This window comes from Nonomuraea sp. CX421 (assembly GCF_059358955.1).
On the sequence record NZ_JCADBK010000009.1, the window covers coordinates 257,305 to 272,740 of the forward strand.

Annotated in this window: 17 protein-coding genes; 13 read left to right on the plus strand and 4 right to left on the minus strand. The window is 69.6% G+C overall.

The features are described 5' to 3' along the window. Nucleotides 1–61: 61 nt before the first annotated feature. Nucleotides 62–712 carry a lysoplasmalogenase gene (locus AC5L3X_RS19320; RefSeq protein ID WP_494858517.1) on the minus strand — a complete coding sequence of 217 codons (651 nt, stop codon included), beginning with the start codon at nucleotides 710–712 and terminating at the stop codon, nucleotides 62–64. A gap of 138 nt (nucleotides 713–850) precedes the next feature. On the opposite strand from AC5L3X_RS19320, the gene AC5L3X_RS19325 reads away from it, so the two are divergent. Together AC5L3X_RS19325 and AC5L3X_RS19330 are read left to right on the plus strand one after the other, a co-directional pair. Next, a complete protein-coding gene (locus tag AC5L3X_RS19325; protein ID WP_494858519.1) occupies nucleotides 851–2,011 on the plus strand; it encodes an AAA family ATPase in 1,161 nt (386 codons plus the stop codon). A gap of 49 nt (nucleotides 2,012–2,060) precedes the next feature. Beyond that, nucleotides 2,061–2,603, plus strand: coding sequence for a hypothetical protein (locus tag AC5L3X_RS19330; protein WP_494858521.1), 543 nt, complete (start codon nucleotides 2,061–2,063; stop codon nucleotides 2,601–2,603). A 68-nt stretch (nucleotides 2,604–2,671) separates the two neighbouring features. Here AC5L3X_RS19330 and fdhD read toward each other — a convergent pair whose 3' ends face one another. Further along, entirely contained in the window at nucleotides 2,672–3,511 is an 840-nt protein-coding gene (fdhD, locus tag AC5L3X_RS19335; RefSeq protein ID WP_494858522.1) for a formate dehydrogenase accessory sulfurtransferase FdhD, read from the minus strand. Next, a complete protein-coding gene (locus AC5L3X_RS19340; protein WP_494858523.1) occupies nucleotides 3,508–5,712 on the minus strand; it encodes an FdhF/YdeP family oxidoreductase in 2,205 nt (734 codons plus the stop codon). Before AC5L3X_RS19340 ends, fdhD begins: the two co-directional genes overlap by 4 nt. Before the next feature lie 118 nt (nucleotides 5,713–5,830). Between AC5L3X_RS19340 and AC5L3X_RS19345 the strand changes: the two genes are divergently transcribed. From AC5L3X_RS19345 to AC5L3X_RS19385, 9 genes are all read left to right on the plus strand, one after another. Then, nucleotides 5,831–6,667, plus strand: a complete 837-nt coding sequence (locus AC5L3X_RS19345) for a biotin--[acetyl-CoA-carboxylase] ligase (protein ID WP_494858524.1) — start codon at nucleotides 5,831–5,833, stop codon at nucleotides 6,665–6,667. 33 nt (nucleotides 6,668–6,700) lie between these two features. Next, a complete protein-coding gene (locus AC5L3X_RS19350; RefSeq protein WP_189128463.1) occupies nucleotides 6,701–7,213 on the plus strand; it encodes a PH domain-containing protein in 513 nt (170 codons plus the stop codon). Nucleotides 7,214–7,233: 20 nt separating this feature from the next. Further along, a complete protein-coding gene (locus AC5L3X_RS19355; RefSeq protein WP_308016011.1) occupies nucleotides 7,234–8,217 on the plus strand; it encodes an adenylate/guanylate cyclase domain-containing protein in 984 nt (327 codons plus the stop codon). A 15-nt stretch (nucleotides 8,218–8,232) separates the two neighbouring features. Then, nucleotides 8,233–9,318 (plus strand): S-(hydroxymethyl)mycothiol dehydrogenase, encoded by a 1,086-nt coding sequence (locus AC5L3X_RS19360; protein WP_494858526.1) that lies wholly within the window; start codon nucleotides 8,233–8,235, stop codon nucleotides 9,316–9,318. After that, entirely contained in the window at nucleotides 9,319–9,939 is a 621-nt protein-coding gene (locus tag AC5L3X_RS19365; RefSeq protein ID WP_494858528.1) for an MBL fold metallo-hydrolase, read from the plus strand. A 123-nt stretch (nucleotides 9,940–10,062) separates the two neighbouring features. After that, complete coding sequence (locus AC5L3X_RS19370) at nucleotides 10,063–10,239, plus strand: (2Fe-2S)-binding protein (protein WP_189128460.1); 177 nt, start codon at nucleotides 10,063–10,065, stop codon at nucleotides 10,237–10,239. 18 nt (nucleotides 10,240–10,257) lie between these two features. Then, complete coding sequence (gene bfr, locus AC5L3X_RS19375) at nucleotides 10,258–10,752, plus strand: bacterioferritin (protein ID WP_189128459.1); 495 nt, start codon at nucleotides 10,258–10,260, stop codon at nucleotides 10,750–10,752. A 331-nt stretch (nucleotides 10,753–11,083) separates the two neighbouring features. Next, entirely contained in the window at nucleotides 11,084–11,752 is a 669-nt protein-coding gene (locus AC5L3X_RS19380; protein ID WP_043620820.1) for a response regulator transcription factor, read from the plus strand. Between the two features lie 3 nt (nucleotides 11,753–11,755). Further along, nucleotides 11,756–13,033, plus strand: a complete 1,278-nt coding sequence (locus AC5L3X_RS19385; RefSeq protein WP_494858532.1) for an ATP-binding protein — start codon at nucleotides 11,756–11,758, stop codon at nucleotides 13,031–13,033. Here AC5L3X_RS19385 and AC5L3X_RS19390 read toward each other — a convergent pair. Continuing rightward, nucleotides 13,017–13,499, minus strand: coding sequence for a GtrA family protein (locus AC5L3X_RS19390; protein WP_225264114.1), 483 nt, complete (start codon nucleotides 13,497–13,499; stop codon nucleotides 13,017–13,019). The two genes, AC5L3X_RS19385 and AC5L3X_RS19390, sit on opposite strands and share 17 nt — an antisense overlap. 180 nt (nucleotides 13,500–13,679) lie before the next feature. Here AC5L3X_RS19390 and AC5L3X_RS19395 point away from each other — a divergent pair, with 180 nt between their 5' ends. Both AC5L3X_RS19395 and purE read left to right on the plus strand, forming a co-directional pair. Next, on the plus strand, nucleotides 13,680–14,828 hold the full coding sequence (locus tag AC5L3X_RS19395) for a 5-(carboxyamino)imidazole ribonucleotide synthase (protein WP_494858533.1): 1,149 nt from the start codon (nucleotides 13,680–13,682) through the stop codon (nucleotides 14,826–14,828). Nucleotides 14,829–14,883: 55 nt separating this feature from the next. Next, entirely contained in the window at nucleotides 14,884–15,363 is a 480-nt protein-coding gene (gene purE / locus AC5L3X_RS19400) for a 5-(carboxyamino)imidazole ribonucleotide mutase (RefSeq protein WP_494858536.1), read from the plus strand. Nucleotides 15,364–15,436 lie beyond the last annotated feature (73 nt).

Below are 15,436 nucleotides of genomic sequence, written 5' to 3' on the forward strand. Positions count from 1 at the left end.
CCTGCCGGACCACGGTCCTGGACTGGTCCGGCTTTCCGCCGCACTGGCCGGTTGGCCGGACCTACGAAGGGTGGCTCACGGGCGCGATCGAGCCGTCGTTCCGGGCGGCGGACCGGCCGGCGGTCACGCCCCGCACGATCAGGAACTGCGCCGCGATATAGGTCGCCATCAGCACCGGGCTCCGGCCGGTGAAGTCCGTCCCCGTCACGCCGAGCCCCACCAGGAGGTCGGAGAACGCGAACAGCGCCCCGCCCAGCCCGGCGACGCGGTTCAGCCCGGCCCCGAACGCCGCCATCGTCACCAGCGCCAGCCCGTACAGCAGCACGGGCACCCGCAGTCCGCCCAGCGGCTCCCACAGCAGGACCCCGGCACCCAGCCAGACCACCAGGTACGCCCCCGCGATCCAGGGCCGGGCCCGCAGTCCGTCCCAGGCGCCCTCCCGCACGAAGACGGTGAGGTAGCAGACCTGCATGACGAGGAACGCCGACATACCCACCACGAAGGCGACCCGCCCGTCCACCAGCAGCGCGACGTCCCCGGCCGTGGCGAACACCAGTCCGGCGGCCAGCAGCCGATGCCGGGGCGCCTCCCGCAGCACGTACACCGCCAGCACCAGGCAGAGCAGCGGCTTGGTCGCCCACTCCAGCGCCTCGACACCCAACGTCACGGAGACCAGGTTGGCCACGGCGAGTACGCCGAACAGAATGAGCATTTCCGGACGCTCCGCCACCATCGGCCGGTGCCCAGTGGCTACCGGTTTGACCGTTTACCGGACCTCACCTTAATGCCCGGCCTTGATCGGCGGGAGGGTGCCACCGCCAGCCGATTCTCTGACTCCACGGAGAGCGGGATGCTGGGCAAGAGCAACGTGCTGGAGGTGTTCCGCTTCCTGGCCGACATCGTTCGCACTGATCTCCGCCCTGCGCTCGAGGAACGAGGCGGTTTCGACCGTCTGGTGTTCCGTGGAGGCGAGGCGCAGCCTGAGCACATCAGCGTCGGTCTGCAGGGCAACTGGTCATCACTCGCCGAAGGTCGCGCGGACGAGTACATCTTGACCATCCATGGCGAGCCGCTGGCCCGAGAAGAGGTCTTCCGATTCGGCACCCAGCGGCACCGGCTGAGGACGATCAAGATCCTCGATGAGGTGGCGACGGCCCGGGAGGTCGACGTTTCGGAAGCCGATGAGCCGTCCGACAACGTGATTCGGATGGGAGACCACGGAGGCGCCGTCGACAGCCTCTCGGTCGACAAGGAAGCGAGTTCGGTCGAGAAGATCGGTATTCAGCCGCTGAGCAGCGGACTCTCCACGCTTCCCCGCCTGTCCTCTGAGGGATTCAGCCTCGGTCCGATGCGCGTGGCCGCTCATCTCGGTACCTTCCGGGTTTTCGATGTGGACGTGGTGAGGGCGTCCCTGCCATCGCGAGCGCCGAAGAGCGGAGCCGAAGGGCTTTGGGACGATGCCGCCAACCTGGCGGGGTTCTTGCTCTGGCTCCGTAATCGGCACGGCGACGCCTGGAACCGGTTGCAAGCGGATGCCGTGGAGGTGTTGCCTCAGCTCGAAGCGCTCGACTTCGAGCATCCCTCCGGTGCGTCGCACTCTGTCGTGCTGGTGCTCAAAGAGCGAGGGCTACGCGAGTCCACACAGTTGCTGGACGCCTCATTCGGCACAATTCGGCTGCTCGGACTGCTGGCAATGCTCCACGATCCGGACCCGCCCGCGCTGACCTGCGTGGAGGAGATCGATCATGGCCTGCATCCTCAGGCGCTGGAACTGCTGGTGGAGCGAGTCCGAGAAGCCAGCGAGAGGAGCCAGTTCATCATCGCGACCCATTCACCGGCCCTGGTCGATCGCCTCAAGCCTGAGGAAATCGTGATCTGTGAGCGTGGCGACGACGGAGCCTCTCTGATTCCGGCGATCTCGACGGCCAAGGTCGAGGAGATCGTGCGGGCGAGTGAAGGGCTTCCGCTCGGCGAACTGTGGTTCTCGGGAGCACTGGGCGGTGATCTGTGAGCCGGAAAGGAGGCCCCCGTGTCCGGCCCACGAAGAGGCCGGCCGGCTCGTGGAAATCGGCGACAAGGTGCGGCTTCATCACGCCACCGGCGCCAACCTCACCGCCCGCGCTGAAGTCCTGGCAAGCAAGGTACGGGCGCGGGCCGTACGGGATAACGCCAGCGTGGCGTGCGTGTTCGTGCACGAGGACCTCGACCAGGTCGACAGCGATGATTACCCGTTCGTGCGTGAACGTGTGCAGAAGGCCCTGGAGTCCGCCCTCGGCCGGGCGCACTATGCGTTGGCCGTCTCGGAGATCGAAGCCTGGCTGCTGCTGTTCCCAGATGCCTTATCGGCCATCGCCGCGACGTGGTCCCTGCCCGCGAAGTGCAAGTGCAAGGACACCGGGCGGCTGATCGATCCCAAGAAGGTCCTGATGAACGACGTCAGCCAGGGCGGCCGCCGTTACCGCGAATCCGATGCCCCTGACGTGCTCGAACGTGCCATCGATCTCGGCCTGCTGGCCCGGCCGGTGGGGCGTAACCGATCGTTCGGCCAACTGCGCGCGGACGCGGTCCAGTGCTGCGCGGAACACCTCAAGTCGAACACCTGAATCGGTTCGATCAGGGCGGAACAGGAAGCCGATGATCGACGAGCCGATGACCCTGGCCGGGGAGCTTTTCAGAAGATGATCCGCTCCTGTCCCGCGTAGACGTTGCACCGCTGCCCGCGCAGGAACCCGACGAGCGTCATCCCGAAGTCCCTGGCCACGTCGACGGCCAGCGACGACGGAGCCGACACCGCGCACACCACGCCGACACCCGCGGCCAGCGCCTTCTGCATGATCTCGTAGCTGGCCCGGCCGCTGACCATGAGCACGTGCCGGTCCAGCGGCAGCCCCTCGTTCAGGGCCGACCAGCCGACCAGCTTGTCCAGCGCGTTGTGCCGGCCCACGTCCTCGCGGACCGCCACCAGCTCGCCTTCGGCGGTGAACAGCCCCGCCGCGTGCAGCCCGCCGGTCTTGCCGAACACCCCCTGCGCCCTGCGCAGGCTCTCCGGCAGCCCGTACAGGACGTCGGGGGTGAGCTCGACGCCGCCCCGGAGGAGCGGGTGGCAGCGGTCGCGGAGCGCGTCGAGGCTGGCCGAGCCGCAGACGCCGCAGGCGCTGGACGTCAGGAAGTGACGGTCGAGCGCCGGCAGGTCGGGGATCGGGCCGTGCAGCCGCACCGTGACCGTGTTGTAGCGGGCCTCGGGCGGCAGGTCGTCGTCCACGCAGTAGCCGATGGCCGCGATGCCGCCCGGCTCGACCAGGCCCTCGCCGTGCAGGAACCCGGCGGCCAGCTCGAAGTCGTGGCCAGGGGTCCGCATGGTGATCGCCACGGTCTTGCGGGCGCCGCCAGGGGCGGTGAGGCGGATCTCCAGCGGCTCCTCGGTGGCCAGATCGTCGCGGCGCTCGCGGGAGTCGGCGCCCGAGAGCTCCAGGACGCGGACCGGCCTCGTGGGGCCCGGGCGCTCCCTCACAGCCGCCGCACGGTCACGGAGGCGGCGTTGTAGTCGGGGATCTTCGCGTCGGGCGAGCGACGCGTCTCGTGGAGCAGCACGTTGCCCTCCGGCCAGTGGATTTGCAGGTTGCCGGGCGTCAGCGGCGCCCGCAGCACCCTGCCCTGGTAGGTGCGTTCGCCGGAGCGCAGCTCGACCTCGGCGCCGTCGGGCAGGTCGAGCCGGTCGGCGTCGTACGGGCTCATCAGGACCGCCTCGCGCGTCGCGCCGTTGAAGCCGTCGCGGCGCTCGTGGACCATGCTGTTGAACTGCTTACCCCGCCGCGTGGCCACGGTGAACGTGCCGTCAGAACGTTCCACGGCGGGCAGCCGGACGGCCGAGAACCTGCCCAGGCCGTCGGCCGTCTGGAACCGGCCGCCGGCGAGCAGGTGACGCCCGCCGTACTGCACGTTGTCGCCGAAGGAGCGCAGGCTCGCGATGCCCTCGTAGAACGGCACGGCCCGCTCGATCTCCTCCCGGATCTGGGGCGTGCCGGTGAAGCGCACGGCGGCGGCGATCTCGGGCCGGGTGCGGGCGGCCAGCTCGGTGAAGATCTTCCACTCCGGCCACGCCTCACCGACGCGCGGCCCCTCGACCTCCGGCGAGAAGATGATCCGCCGCTCGGTCGAGGTCTCGGTCACCCCGCCGACCATCTCGTAGCGGGTCTGCGCGGGCAGCAGCAGCACGTCGCCGTCGGACGGCACCAGCATCTGCGACGACAGCACGATGTCGATGTGCACGCGCAGCCCGAGCCGTGACAGCGCCTCGCGGCAGTAGCCGGGGTCGGGCATCACCTCCAGGAAGTTGCCGCCGCTGGAGACCAGCGCGTCGAGCTCGCCCGCGTGGGCCGCGTCGATCATCTCGCCGGCCGTCAGGCCGGGCGTGACGGGCACCTCGAAGCCCCACAGCTCGGCGAACGTCGCGGCGTTCTCGGCGGTGATGGGCAGCCCGCCCGGCAGGCCCGTGGCGTACGCGCCCATCTCGGCGCCGCCCTGCACCCCGCTGTGCCCGCGGATCGGCATCAGCCCGCAGTGGTCGCGCCCCACGAAGCCGCGCGCCAGCGCCAGGTTGACGATCGCCCGTACGTTGTCCTCGCCGTAGGTGTGCTGTGTGATGCCCATCGACCAGACGAGCACCGCCGACTTCGCCTCGCCCAGCAGCCGGGCCAGCCGGAACATCTCCTCGCGCGAGGCCCCGGACAGCGCCTCCAGCGCCTCCCACGACTGCTCCGACACCGTGCTCCGCAGTCGCTCGAACCCGGTGGTGTGCTCGTCGACGAACACCTTGTCCACCCAGTCGTTCTCGATCAGGTGCTTGAGCACGCCGTTGAGGAACCCGATGTCGCCGCCCACGTTGACGCCGAAGAACTCATCGGTGATCTTCGTCCCGAACACCGCCGACTCCGCGTTGGACGGCACCCAGTACTTGTCCATGCCCGGCTCGCGATAGGCGTTGACCATGGCCACCCGGGTGCCGGCCTTCTTGGCGTGGTAGAGGTACTTCATCGCCACCGGCTGGTTGTTCGACGGGTTGGACCCGATGAAGACGATCAGGTCGGAGCCGATCCAGTCGGTGTAGGAGCAGGTGGTGGCGGCCGCGCCGATCGTCTCCTTGAGCGCCACGGTCGACGGCGAGTGGCAGATGCGGGCCGCGTTGTCGACGCTGTTGGTGCCGAGCGCGCGCACCGCCTTCTGCGCCGCGTAGTAGTTCTCGTTCGGCACGCCCCGGCTGGTCAGATAGGTGCCGAAGCGCGCGTCGCGCAGGCCGTCGGCCGCCACCCGCAGCGCCTCGTCCCACGAGACGCGGGTGAAGCCCGGCTCGCCCGCGCGCCTCAACATCGGGTACGGCAGCCGCCCCAGACCACGGAGCTCGGCGCTCTTCCTGCCGGTCAGACCCGAGACGTCACGCAGCAGCGAGACGTCGAGCGCCGGCATCGTGTTCAGCGAGAGCAACCGGAGCCTGATGTTGCACAGGTGGATCTCGTCCATGGTCCAGTCACGCATGCCGCGGGTGCCCAGTGCGCAGCCGTCGCAGGTGCCCTGGTTGAGGATCCGCCACGCGTAACGCCGGTTGCCCTTGACCGACCGGAACGCCTTCGCCAGCTCCAGATAGTTGTTCGGCTTGCGCAGTCCGATGCCGAACGGCCGCCACGACGCCCAGTTGCGAGGGTCCAGACGCGCCATGAATCGCTCACCACATTCCGGTTGTTCAGGTCTTTCGCCCCCATCTTGCCCTTGACGGCGAAACGCCCCGACAGCGGCGTCGGTATAGGGCACCCGATACGTCGGCGAAGATGGAAGGGTGCCCGACTCGCGTTACTCCGACCTCGACCGCCCTCCGCTCTCGGAGGCGGCGCTCAACCGCGCCCTGGTGCGGCCAGGCAGCCTGTGGACCGGGGTGACCGTCGTCGACCGCACCGGCTCCACCAACGCCGACCTCGCCCAGGTCGCCCGCCAGGGCACGGCTGAGGGAGCGGTGCTGGTGGCCGAGACGCAGTTCGCCGGTCGCGGCCGGCTCGGCCGCGTCTGGAGCGCGCCACCGCGTTCTGGCCTGACGGTCTCCGTCCTGCTCAGGCCGGTGCCGCCGGTCGGCACACTCGGCTGGCTCCCGCTGCTGTTCGGGGTGGCCGCCGCCTCGGCCGTCCGCCGGCTGGCCGAGGTGGACGTACGCCTCAAGTGGCCCAACGACCTGCTGATCGGCGAACGCAAGCTGGCCGGGGTGCTGGCCGAGCGCTCAGGCGACGCGGTGGTCATCGGCATGGGGCTGAACGTCTCGGTCAGGGCCGACGAGCTGCCCGTCCAGACCGCCACCTCGCTGGCCCTCGAATCCGGCGGGCCCGGGATCGCGCCCTTCGTCGACCGCGACCCGCTGCTGCGGGCGGTGCTCAGAGAGGTCGAGACGCACTACCGCGACTGGACCGAGGCCGCCGGCGACGCCGACGCCTGCGGGCTGCGTGCCGCCTACCAGGCGTCGAGCGCCACCATCGGCCGCGAGATCAGGGTCGAGCTGCCCGGCGAGCGCATGCTGACCGGCACCGCGACCGGCATCGACCACGCCGGCCACCTCCAGGTGACCGCCGGCGGCGAGCGCCACACGCTGAGCGCCGGAGACGTGGTGCACGTTCGACCCTCGACGTAGCCGGGGGCGACTCCGAGGTGGCACGATTTGCGCATGACCATCCCGGACCACCATCTGACGCAGGGTGAGCGGCGCATCAGGTCCTTCCATCCGCACTGGAAGCGACTCGTCGTCCCCGCCGTCGCGCTCGTGCTGATCGCCGCGGCCTCGGGCGCGGGACTGTACTTCATCCCGGGTGACTGGGAGTACGCCTTCTTCGCCCGCGTCGCCGTGGGCGTCGTCGCGCTGATCCTGCTGACCGTCTGGACGTTCGTCCCCTATCTGCAGTGGAAGAACACCGCCTACGTCCTCACCACCCATCGGTTCACGATCAGCACGGGTGTGCTCAACAAGTCGACCGACGAGATCCCGATGGCCAAGGTCAACACGGTCAGCTCCGACCAGACGTTCGCCGAACGCCTGCTCGGCTGCGGCACCTTGTCCGTGGAGTCGGCCGGCGACAGGGGCCAGATCGTGCTCCGCGACATCCCCAAGATCCAGGATGTCCGCACCGACCTGTTCCGCCTGCTGGAGGACGCCTCCGACGGCACCATCGACGGCCGCTGACGTGACGTAGCCTCCACACCGTGGACGCGTCAGAGACCAGGGGCAGGCCGACCGCCGAGGAGATCGACGGTCTGCTCCTCGGCATGCCTGCCCGCTACACGCGCGGCGAGGTCGCCGCGGAGGCAGGCGTCCCGACCGCCCTGACCGAGCGCATCTGGCGGGCCCTCGGGTTCGCCTCGCTCGCCGACGACGCCGTCGCGTTCTCCGACGGCGACGTGGCCGCGCTGCGGCGGGTGCGGATGATGCTCGACAGCGAGCTGCTCGACGAGCAGACGGTCATCCGGATGGCCCGCGCGCTCGGCCAGACCACGGCCAGGCTGGCCCAGTGGCAGGCCGAGATCATGATCGGCGCGATGCTGCCGCCGGACGAGGAGCCGTCCGACGAGGACCTGACCCGCATCCTCGACACGGCGCGGGAGCTGCTGCCCGGCTTCGAGCAGGTGCTGGTCCACGTCTGGCGCACCCAGCTCGCCGCCGCCGGCACCCGCCTGCTCACGATGGCCGACTCCCAGGCCGAGGCGGTGCCCACCCGCCTGCTGCTGGCGGTGGGCTTCGCCGACCTCGTCTCGTTCACCCGGCGTTCCAGCGAGCTGACCGAGCGGGAGCTGGCCGAGCTGGTCGAGGGGTTCGAGGCCCGCGCCGCCGACGTGGTGGCCGCGCACGGCGCCCGGCTGGTCAAGACGCTCGGCGACGAGGTGCTCTTCACCGCGCCGACCCCGGCCCAGGCCGCGGCGATCGCGCTCGACCTGGTCGAGGCCGACGAGCTGCGCATCGGCATCGCGTACGGGCCGGTGCTGCCTCTCCTGGGCGACGTCTTCGGCACCACGGTCAATCTGGCCGCCCGGCTCACCTCGATCGCCCGGCCCGGCGCGATCGTCGTCGACACCGGCATGGCCGAGGATCTCGGCGACCGGCCCGAGTTCGAGGTGCGCCGCCTCAGGCGCCGACCGGCACGCGGCCTCGGCGTGGTGCAGCCCCACGTCTTGCGGAGATCACCCCACTGACACAAGATGGCTGCCATGCCGTACGAAGTGCAGGGCGTCATCGCCCGAGGTAAAGGCCAGGAAGTGTCAGTCGAGACGGTGATCGTGCCCGATCCCGGACCGGGCGAGGCGGTCGTCTCCGTCCAGGCCTGCGGGGTCTGTCACACCGACCTCCACTACCGCGAGGGCGGCATCAGCGACGACTTCCCGTTCCTGCTCGGGCACGAGGCGGCCGGCGTGGTCGAGGCGGTCGGCGAGGGCGTCACCGAGGTCGAGCCGGGCGACTTCGTGATCCTCAACTGGCGGGCCGTGTGCGGTCAGTGCCGCGCCTGCCTGCGCGGACGCCCCTGGTACTGCTTCAACACCCACAACGCCGCCCAGAAGATGACGCTGAGCGACGGCACCGAGCTCTCGCCGGCCCTGGGCATCGGCGCCTTCCTGGGCAAGACCCTGGTCGCCGCCGGACAGTGCACGAAGGTGTCGGCCGACGCCCCCGCCGAGGTGGCCGGGCTGCTCGGCTGCGGTGTCATGGCCGGTCTCGGCGCCGCGCTCAACACCGGCAACATCACGCGCGGCGACACGGTGGCCGTCATCGGCTGCGGCGGGGTCGGCGACGCCGCCGTGCTCGGCGCCTCCCTGGCCGGCGCGTCGAAGATCATCGCCGTCGACGTCGACGACCGCAAGCTCGAATGGGCGCGCGACTTCGGCGCCACCGACACGGTCAACTCCCGCGCCAACGACCCCGTCGAGGCCATCCGCGACCTCACCGGCGGGTTCGGCGCCGACGTGGTCATCGAGGCCGTGGGCCGTCCCGAGACCTACCGGCAGGCGTTCTACGCCCGCGACCTGGCGGGCACGGTGGTCCTGGTCGGCGTGCCGACTCCGGAGATGAAGCTGGAGCTGCCCCTGCTCGACGTGTTCGGCCGCGGCGGCTCGCTCAAGTCCTCCTGGTACGGCGACTGCCTGCCGTCCCGTGACTTCCCGATGCTGATCGACCTGTTCCTGCAGGGCCGGCTCCCGCTCGACAGGTTCGTCACCGAGACGATCGAGCTCGGCCAGGTCGAGGAGGCGTTCGCCAAGATGCACCGCGGCGACGTCCTGCGCTCGGTGGTGATCCTCTAGATGCTCGACAGGGTCATCACCTCGGGAACGTTCTCGCTCGACGGCGGCACGTGGGACGTCGACAACAACGTCTGGCTGGTCGGCGACGCCCGCGAGGTCATCGTGGTCGACGCCGCGCACGACGCGCGGGCGATCGCCGACCGCGTGGGCGAGCGCACGGTCAAGGCCATCGTCTGCACCCACGCGCACAACGACCACATCAACGCCGCCGCCGAGCTCGCCGACCTCACCGGCGCGCCGATCCTGCTGCACCCGGCCGACCAGGTGCTGTGGGAGCAGGTGTACGACGACACGGTCCCGTACCAACCGCTGAGCGACGGCGAGAAGATCGAGGTCGGCGGGATCTCGCTGGAGGTGCTGCACACCCCGGGCCACGCGCCGGGCGCCGTCTGCCTGTACGCCCCCGAGTCCGGCACGGTGTTCAGCGGCGACACGCTGTTCAAGGGCGGCCCCGGCGCGACCGGCCGGTCCCACTCCTCGTTCGAGCAGATCATCGAGTCGATCCGGGAGCGGCTGCTGGTGCTGCCCGGCGAGACCGTGGTGCACACCGGCCACGGCGACTCCACCACGATCAGGGCCGAGGCACCGCATCTTGAGGAGTGGATCGCCCGAGGTCACTGAAGTCTTCCGGGGGAGCACGACCTATGTGGCGCAGGTCACATAGGCAAGCCTTACCGAAGTGGGTTATCTTAGGCATGCCTAACCTTCGTTGGGCGCTTCCTTCGCTTGAGAGGCTCCCCCAGGATGTACGTCTGCGTGTGTCGTGCCGTGACCGAGAACGATGTGCACGACTGCATCGCGGCAGGCGCCCGGAGCGCTCGCCAGGTTCGCGACACCACGGGCGCCGGCGGGGACTGTGCCACTTGTGTCCGGAAGATCTGTGCGATCCTGAAGCGGTCTGAAGAACTGACGACCGCTTAACCGCAGGGGGCCCGTTCCATGCAGGGCGACAAGCAGATCATTGAGCTGCTCAACGAGCAGTTGACAGCTGAGCTGACCGCGATCAACCAGTACTTCCTGCACGCCAAGATGCAGGAGAACTGGGGCTACACCAAGCTGGCGAAGCACACCCGCGACGAGTCGTTCGACGAGATGCGCCACGCCGAGCGCCTCACCGACCGCATTCTCTTTCTGGAGGGGCTGCCCAACTACCAGCGACTCGGCACGCTGCACATCGGGCAGACGGTCGAGGAGCAGCTGAGGGCCGATCTCGACGTCGAGCTCGCGGTGGTGCGGCGGTTGCGGCCGGCCATCGCGTTGATGCGGGAGAAGGGCGACATCACCTCGGCCCGGATCTTCGAGGAGATCCTGGCCGACGAGGAAGAACACATCGACTACCTGGAGACCGAGCTCGGCCTCATCCAGGCGCTGGGTGAGCAGCTCTACCTCGCCCGCTACGCGGACACGTCGGCCAAGGAGTTCCTGGACGCCTAGAGCTCCAGAGCGACGCTCACGACACGCGACGCGCCTGCCGGACCGATTCCGGCGGGCGCTCGCGTTTTCCCAGCGCGAGATGTCCCGGAGCAAGCCATTCCACCGCGCGTCATTTCCCCGCGAAACGTTCCGACGCGACACGCCGAACGGCGCATGGGTTTCTTTGAACACGCCAGGGTCGAGTTTCGCCTTTCATCCCGGCAGTCACGGTAATTTAAGCCGGACTAACTGATGTTTATCATCGTTTGCCCAGGTCAATGGATAGGTCAACGACGAGTCAAACCGTGCGCTGTACCCGGGAAACGATCGCCTAAGGTCCTACGATCGCTTCATGACCTGCGTACTTCTCGCCGAGGATGACACCTCGATTTCCGAGCCGCTCGCGCGCGCACTGCGCCGTGAGGGCTATCAGGTTGAGGTGAGCCCCGACGGCCCGCAGGCCCTCGAAAGGGCTCTGTCGGGGGGCATCGACCTCATCGTTCTCGACCTCGGTCTGCCAGAAATGGACGGCTTGGAGGTCGCTCGCCGGATCCGCGCCGAAGGGCACGGCACTCCGGTTCTCATACTCACCGCCCGCGTCGACGAGGTTGACACGGTCGTCGGTCTCGACGCCGGCGCGGACGACTACGTCACCAAACCCTTCCGGCTGGCCGAGCTGCTCGCCCGCGTGCGCGCGCTGCTGCGGCGCGGCACGTCGGAGACCCCGGTCGTGCAGGGCGTCCGCATCGACGCCGACTCCCGGCGCGCCTGGATGGGGGAGAAGGAGCTGCATCTCACGACCAAGGAGTTCGACCTGCTCCGCGTGCTGGTCCGTGACGCGGGCAAGGTGGTCACCCGAGAACAGATCATGCGCGAGGTGTGGGACACCAACTGGTGGGGTTCCACCAAGACACTCGACATGCACATCTCCTGGTTGCGCCGCAAACTCGGCGACGACGCCGCGAAACCTCGCTACATCACCACGGTCCGAGGGGTCGGCTTCAGGTTCGAGCGCGAGTAGGAGATGCGCCGCCGCCTGCTCTCCTCAACCCTGGTCGTCGCGGTCATCGCGGTCCTGTTGCTGGGGGTCCCCCTGGGCATCGTGGTCAGCCGCTTGATCGTCGACGAGGCGGCCCAGGAGCTCAGGGCGGAGGCGACCCGCCTGGTGGGGGAAGTCGAGTACGCCCGCATCCAGGAGACGCCGCTGGACCCTCAGCAGCTCGAACAGAAATATCCAGGCCGCTACATCCAGATCTACGAACGCGCGAACCCTCCCAAGGCGACCATCGTCGGCACCTCGCCGCCGACCGGCCGGCAGATGGCCGAGGACGCACAGTCCGAGAACGGCATCTACGTCCGGGTCAGTCGTGACAGGGCCCAGGTCGAGCAGGACGTCCGAGCACGCCTGCTGCTGATCGTGGCCCTGGCCGGCGCGGCGCTCGCCGTCGCGGTGGGGCTGGCCATCGTGCAGTCACGCCGCCTCACGCTGCCCCTGCAGGACCTGGCGAAGATCGCCGACCGGCTCGGCTCCGGTGACGCGCGGCCGAGCCGTCACCGCTACGGCATCCCCGAGCTCGACCGGGTGGCAGAGGTCCTCGACCGGAGCGCCACCCGCATCTCCGATCTGCTCACCCGCGAACGAGAGTTCGCCACCGATGCCTCCCACCAGTTGCGCACCCCGCTGACCGGGCTGACCATGCGCCTGGAGGAGATCGTCGCGGCCGCCGAGGAGCCCGACGTCGTCCGCGAAGAGGGCGAGGCCGCCATCGTGCAGGCCGAACGGCTCACCGCGGTGATCGACGAGCTGCTCGCCGCGGCCCGCCGTCAGCGCCACGCCCAGGCCGAGCCCATCTGCATCGACGAGGTCATCGACCAGCAGATCATCGAATGGGAGCCGGTCTTCCGGGGAGTGGGCCGCCGCCTGGTGCTCCAGGGCACTCGGGAGCTGAAGGCACTGGCCACCACGGGCGGATTCGGTCAGGTCATCGCCACGCTGCTGGAAAACTCCGTCCGCCACGGCGGCGGCACGGTCACCATAACCACCACGAGTGGCGACAACTACATCGTGATCGAGGTGGCCGACGAGGGGCCCGGCATCTCCGACGACATCGCGCCCAAGGTCTTCGAGCGCAACATCAGCGGCGGCGGTGGCACCGGGCTGGGGCTGACGCTCGCCCGCGCGCTGGCCGCCGCCGACGGCGGCCGTCTCGAACTCGTCCGCCGCCGCCCCGCCACGTTCGCGATCTTCCTGCGTCCGGCCGAGCAGAACGAACGGACCCGCGTCGTCAGCGGTCCTGCCTGACATCGGCCTCGGGCAGCTCGGCCGGGATCGGCGTGGTCGCCTCCAGGAACACCCACTTCTTGTACGACCAGAAGCGGAACAACGTGCCGAGGCCGACGCCCACGAAGTTGGCGATGTTGAGGCTCAGCGGGTCGTCCAGGTGCAGGGTGTACTTGGTGAATCCGATCACCAGCAGCCCGAACAGCAGGGCGATGCCGTTGAGCAGGAAGAACAGGAAGTATTCGCGGCCCAGGCCGCTCTGCTCGCGGTGCCTGAACGTCCAGAACCTGTTGCCCAGGTAGGCGAACGTGGCCGCGATGATCGTGGCCAGCACCTTGGACGTCAGCGGGCCCAGGTCGACCACCAGCAGGAACACGTTGTACATGCCCGTGTCGACGACGAAAGCCAGGGCGCCGATGGTGCCGAACTTGGTCAGCTCACGCAGCAGGGCCGAGAACCGCTGGTAGAGGGGCCTTATGAAGTCCACGTCTCCTGGTCGGTCCTTCCTGTCCATGGTGCATATGGGGCATGACCTACCCAGCGTACTGGCCACCATCGCACCCGAGGGCAAGCCCGCTGAGATCGCCGCCCCGACCGCCCCGTCCTGTGCCGCTGAACAGGGACGCGACGGATGAGAAGCCATTTCGCCCCGGTAAGCTCACGAGCCGTGAGTTCATACAGCCCCATCGGGCCGGTCGTCGGCGTGGTCGGCGCCGGCCAACTGGCCAGGATGACGCAGCAGCCCGCCATCGCGCTCGGCGTCGAGCTGCGGGTGCTCGCCGCCGCTCCGGGAGAGAGCGCCGCCCGGGTGATCGTCGACACCCGGATCGGCGACTACCGCGACCTGGCCGACCTGCGCGCGTTCGCCCAGGGCTGCGACGCGATCACGTTCGACCACGAACACGTGCCGACCGAGCACATCCGGGCGCTGGCCGCCGACGGCGTCGCGGTGCGTCCCGGCGCCGACGCGCTGGTGCACGCCCAGGACAAGGCGGTCATGCGCGAGCGGCTGACCTCCTTCGGCGCCCCCTGCCCCGCCTGGGCCCGAGTGTCCGGCGTCGAGGACGTCACCCGTTTCGCCGCCGAACACGGCTGGCCGGTGGTGCTGAAGGCGATCCGGGGCGGCTACGACGGGCGCGGCGTATGGGTCTGCCACTCGGCCGCCGACGCCGAGGCCGCCTTCGAGTCGGGGGTGCCGCTGCTGGCCGAGGCTTTCGTGCCGTTCGAGCGGGAGCTGGCCGTGCTGGTGGCGCGCTCGCCCCACGGGCAGGGCGTCAGCTACCCGGTCGTGGAGACCGTGCAGCGTGACGGCATCTGCGTCGAGGTGCTCGCGCCCGCCCCCGGTCTCGACCCGGAGGACGCCGCGCAGGCCCAGCGCATCGCGCTGGAGATCGCCCAGGAGCTCGGCGTGACGGGGCTGCTGGCGGTGGAGATGTTCCAGACGGCCGGCGGGATGGTGGTCAACGAGCTGGCCATGCGGCCCCACAACAGCGGCCACTGGACGATCGAGGGCGCCAACACCTCGCAGTTCGAGCAGCATCTGCGGGCGGTGCTCGACCTGCCGCTCGGCTCGCCGGCGATGACCGCGCCCGTCGTCGTGATGGCCAACCTGCTCGGCGGTGACGACCCCGACCTGTTCAAGCGCTACGAACACGTGATGGCCCACGACCCGGGCGTCAAACTGCACTTCTACGGCAAGGAGGTGCGGCCGGGCCGCAAGATCGGCCACGTGACCGCCCTCGGCGACGACCTCGAGACCGTACGCGCCCGCGCCCGGCACGCCGCCGTCTACCTGACCACCGGAGAATACTCGTGACGATCCCGACCCCCGCTCCGGCGGCGAAGGAGGCGGCGTGACCATCGGCATCGTGATGGGCAGCGACTCCGACTGGCCCGTGATGAAGGCGGCGGCCGAGGCCGTGGCCGAGTTCGGCGTGCCGTTCGAGGCCGACGTGGTCTCGGCGCACCGGATGCCGCTCGAAATGATCGAGTACGGCCGGCAGGCCGCGTCCCGGGGCATCAAGGTGATCATCGCCGGGGCCGGGGGCGCGGCGCACCTGCCGGGGATGCTGGCCTCGGTGACCCCGCTGCCCGTCATCGGGGTGCCGGTGCCGCTCAAGTACCTCGACGGGATGGACTCCCTGCTGTCGATCGTGCAGATGCCGGCCGGGGTGCCGGTGGCGACCGTGGCCGTGGGCGGGGCTCGCAACGCGGGGCTGCTGGCCGTACGGATCCTGGGGGTGTCCGACGAGGGGCTGCGTGAGCGCATGGCGGACTTCCAGGAGGACCTGAAGGCCCAGGCCCACGCCAAGGGCGAGCGGCTCCGCGCGGAGGCGGCGAGCCTGGACTGACAGTGATGATGTAGATGAGCGCTTCCCGCCAGGGTCTGACCCTTGGACTGACTGACCTTCGGGTCCTCAACGG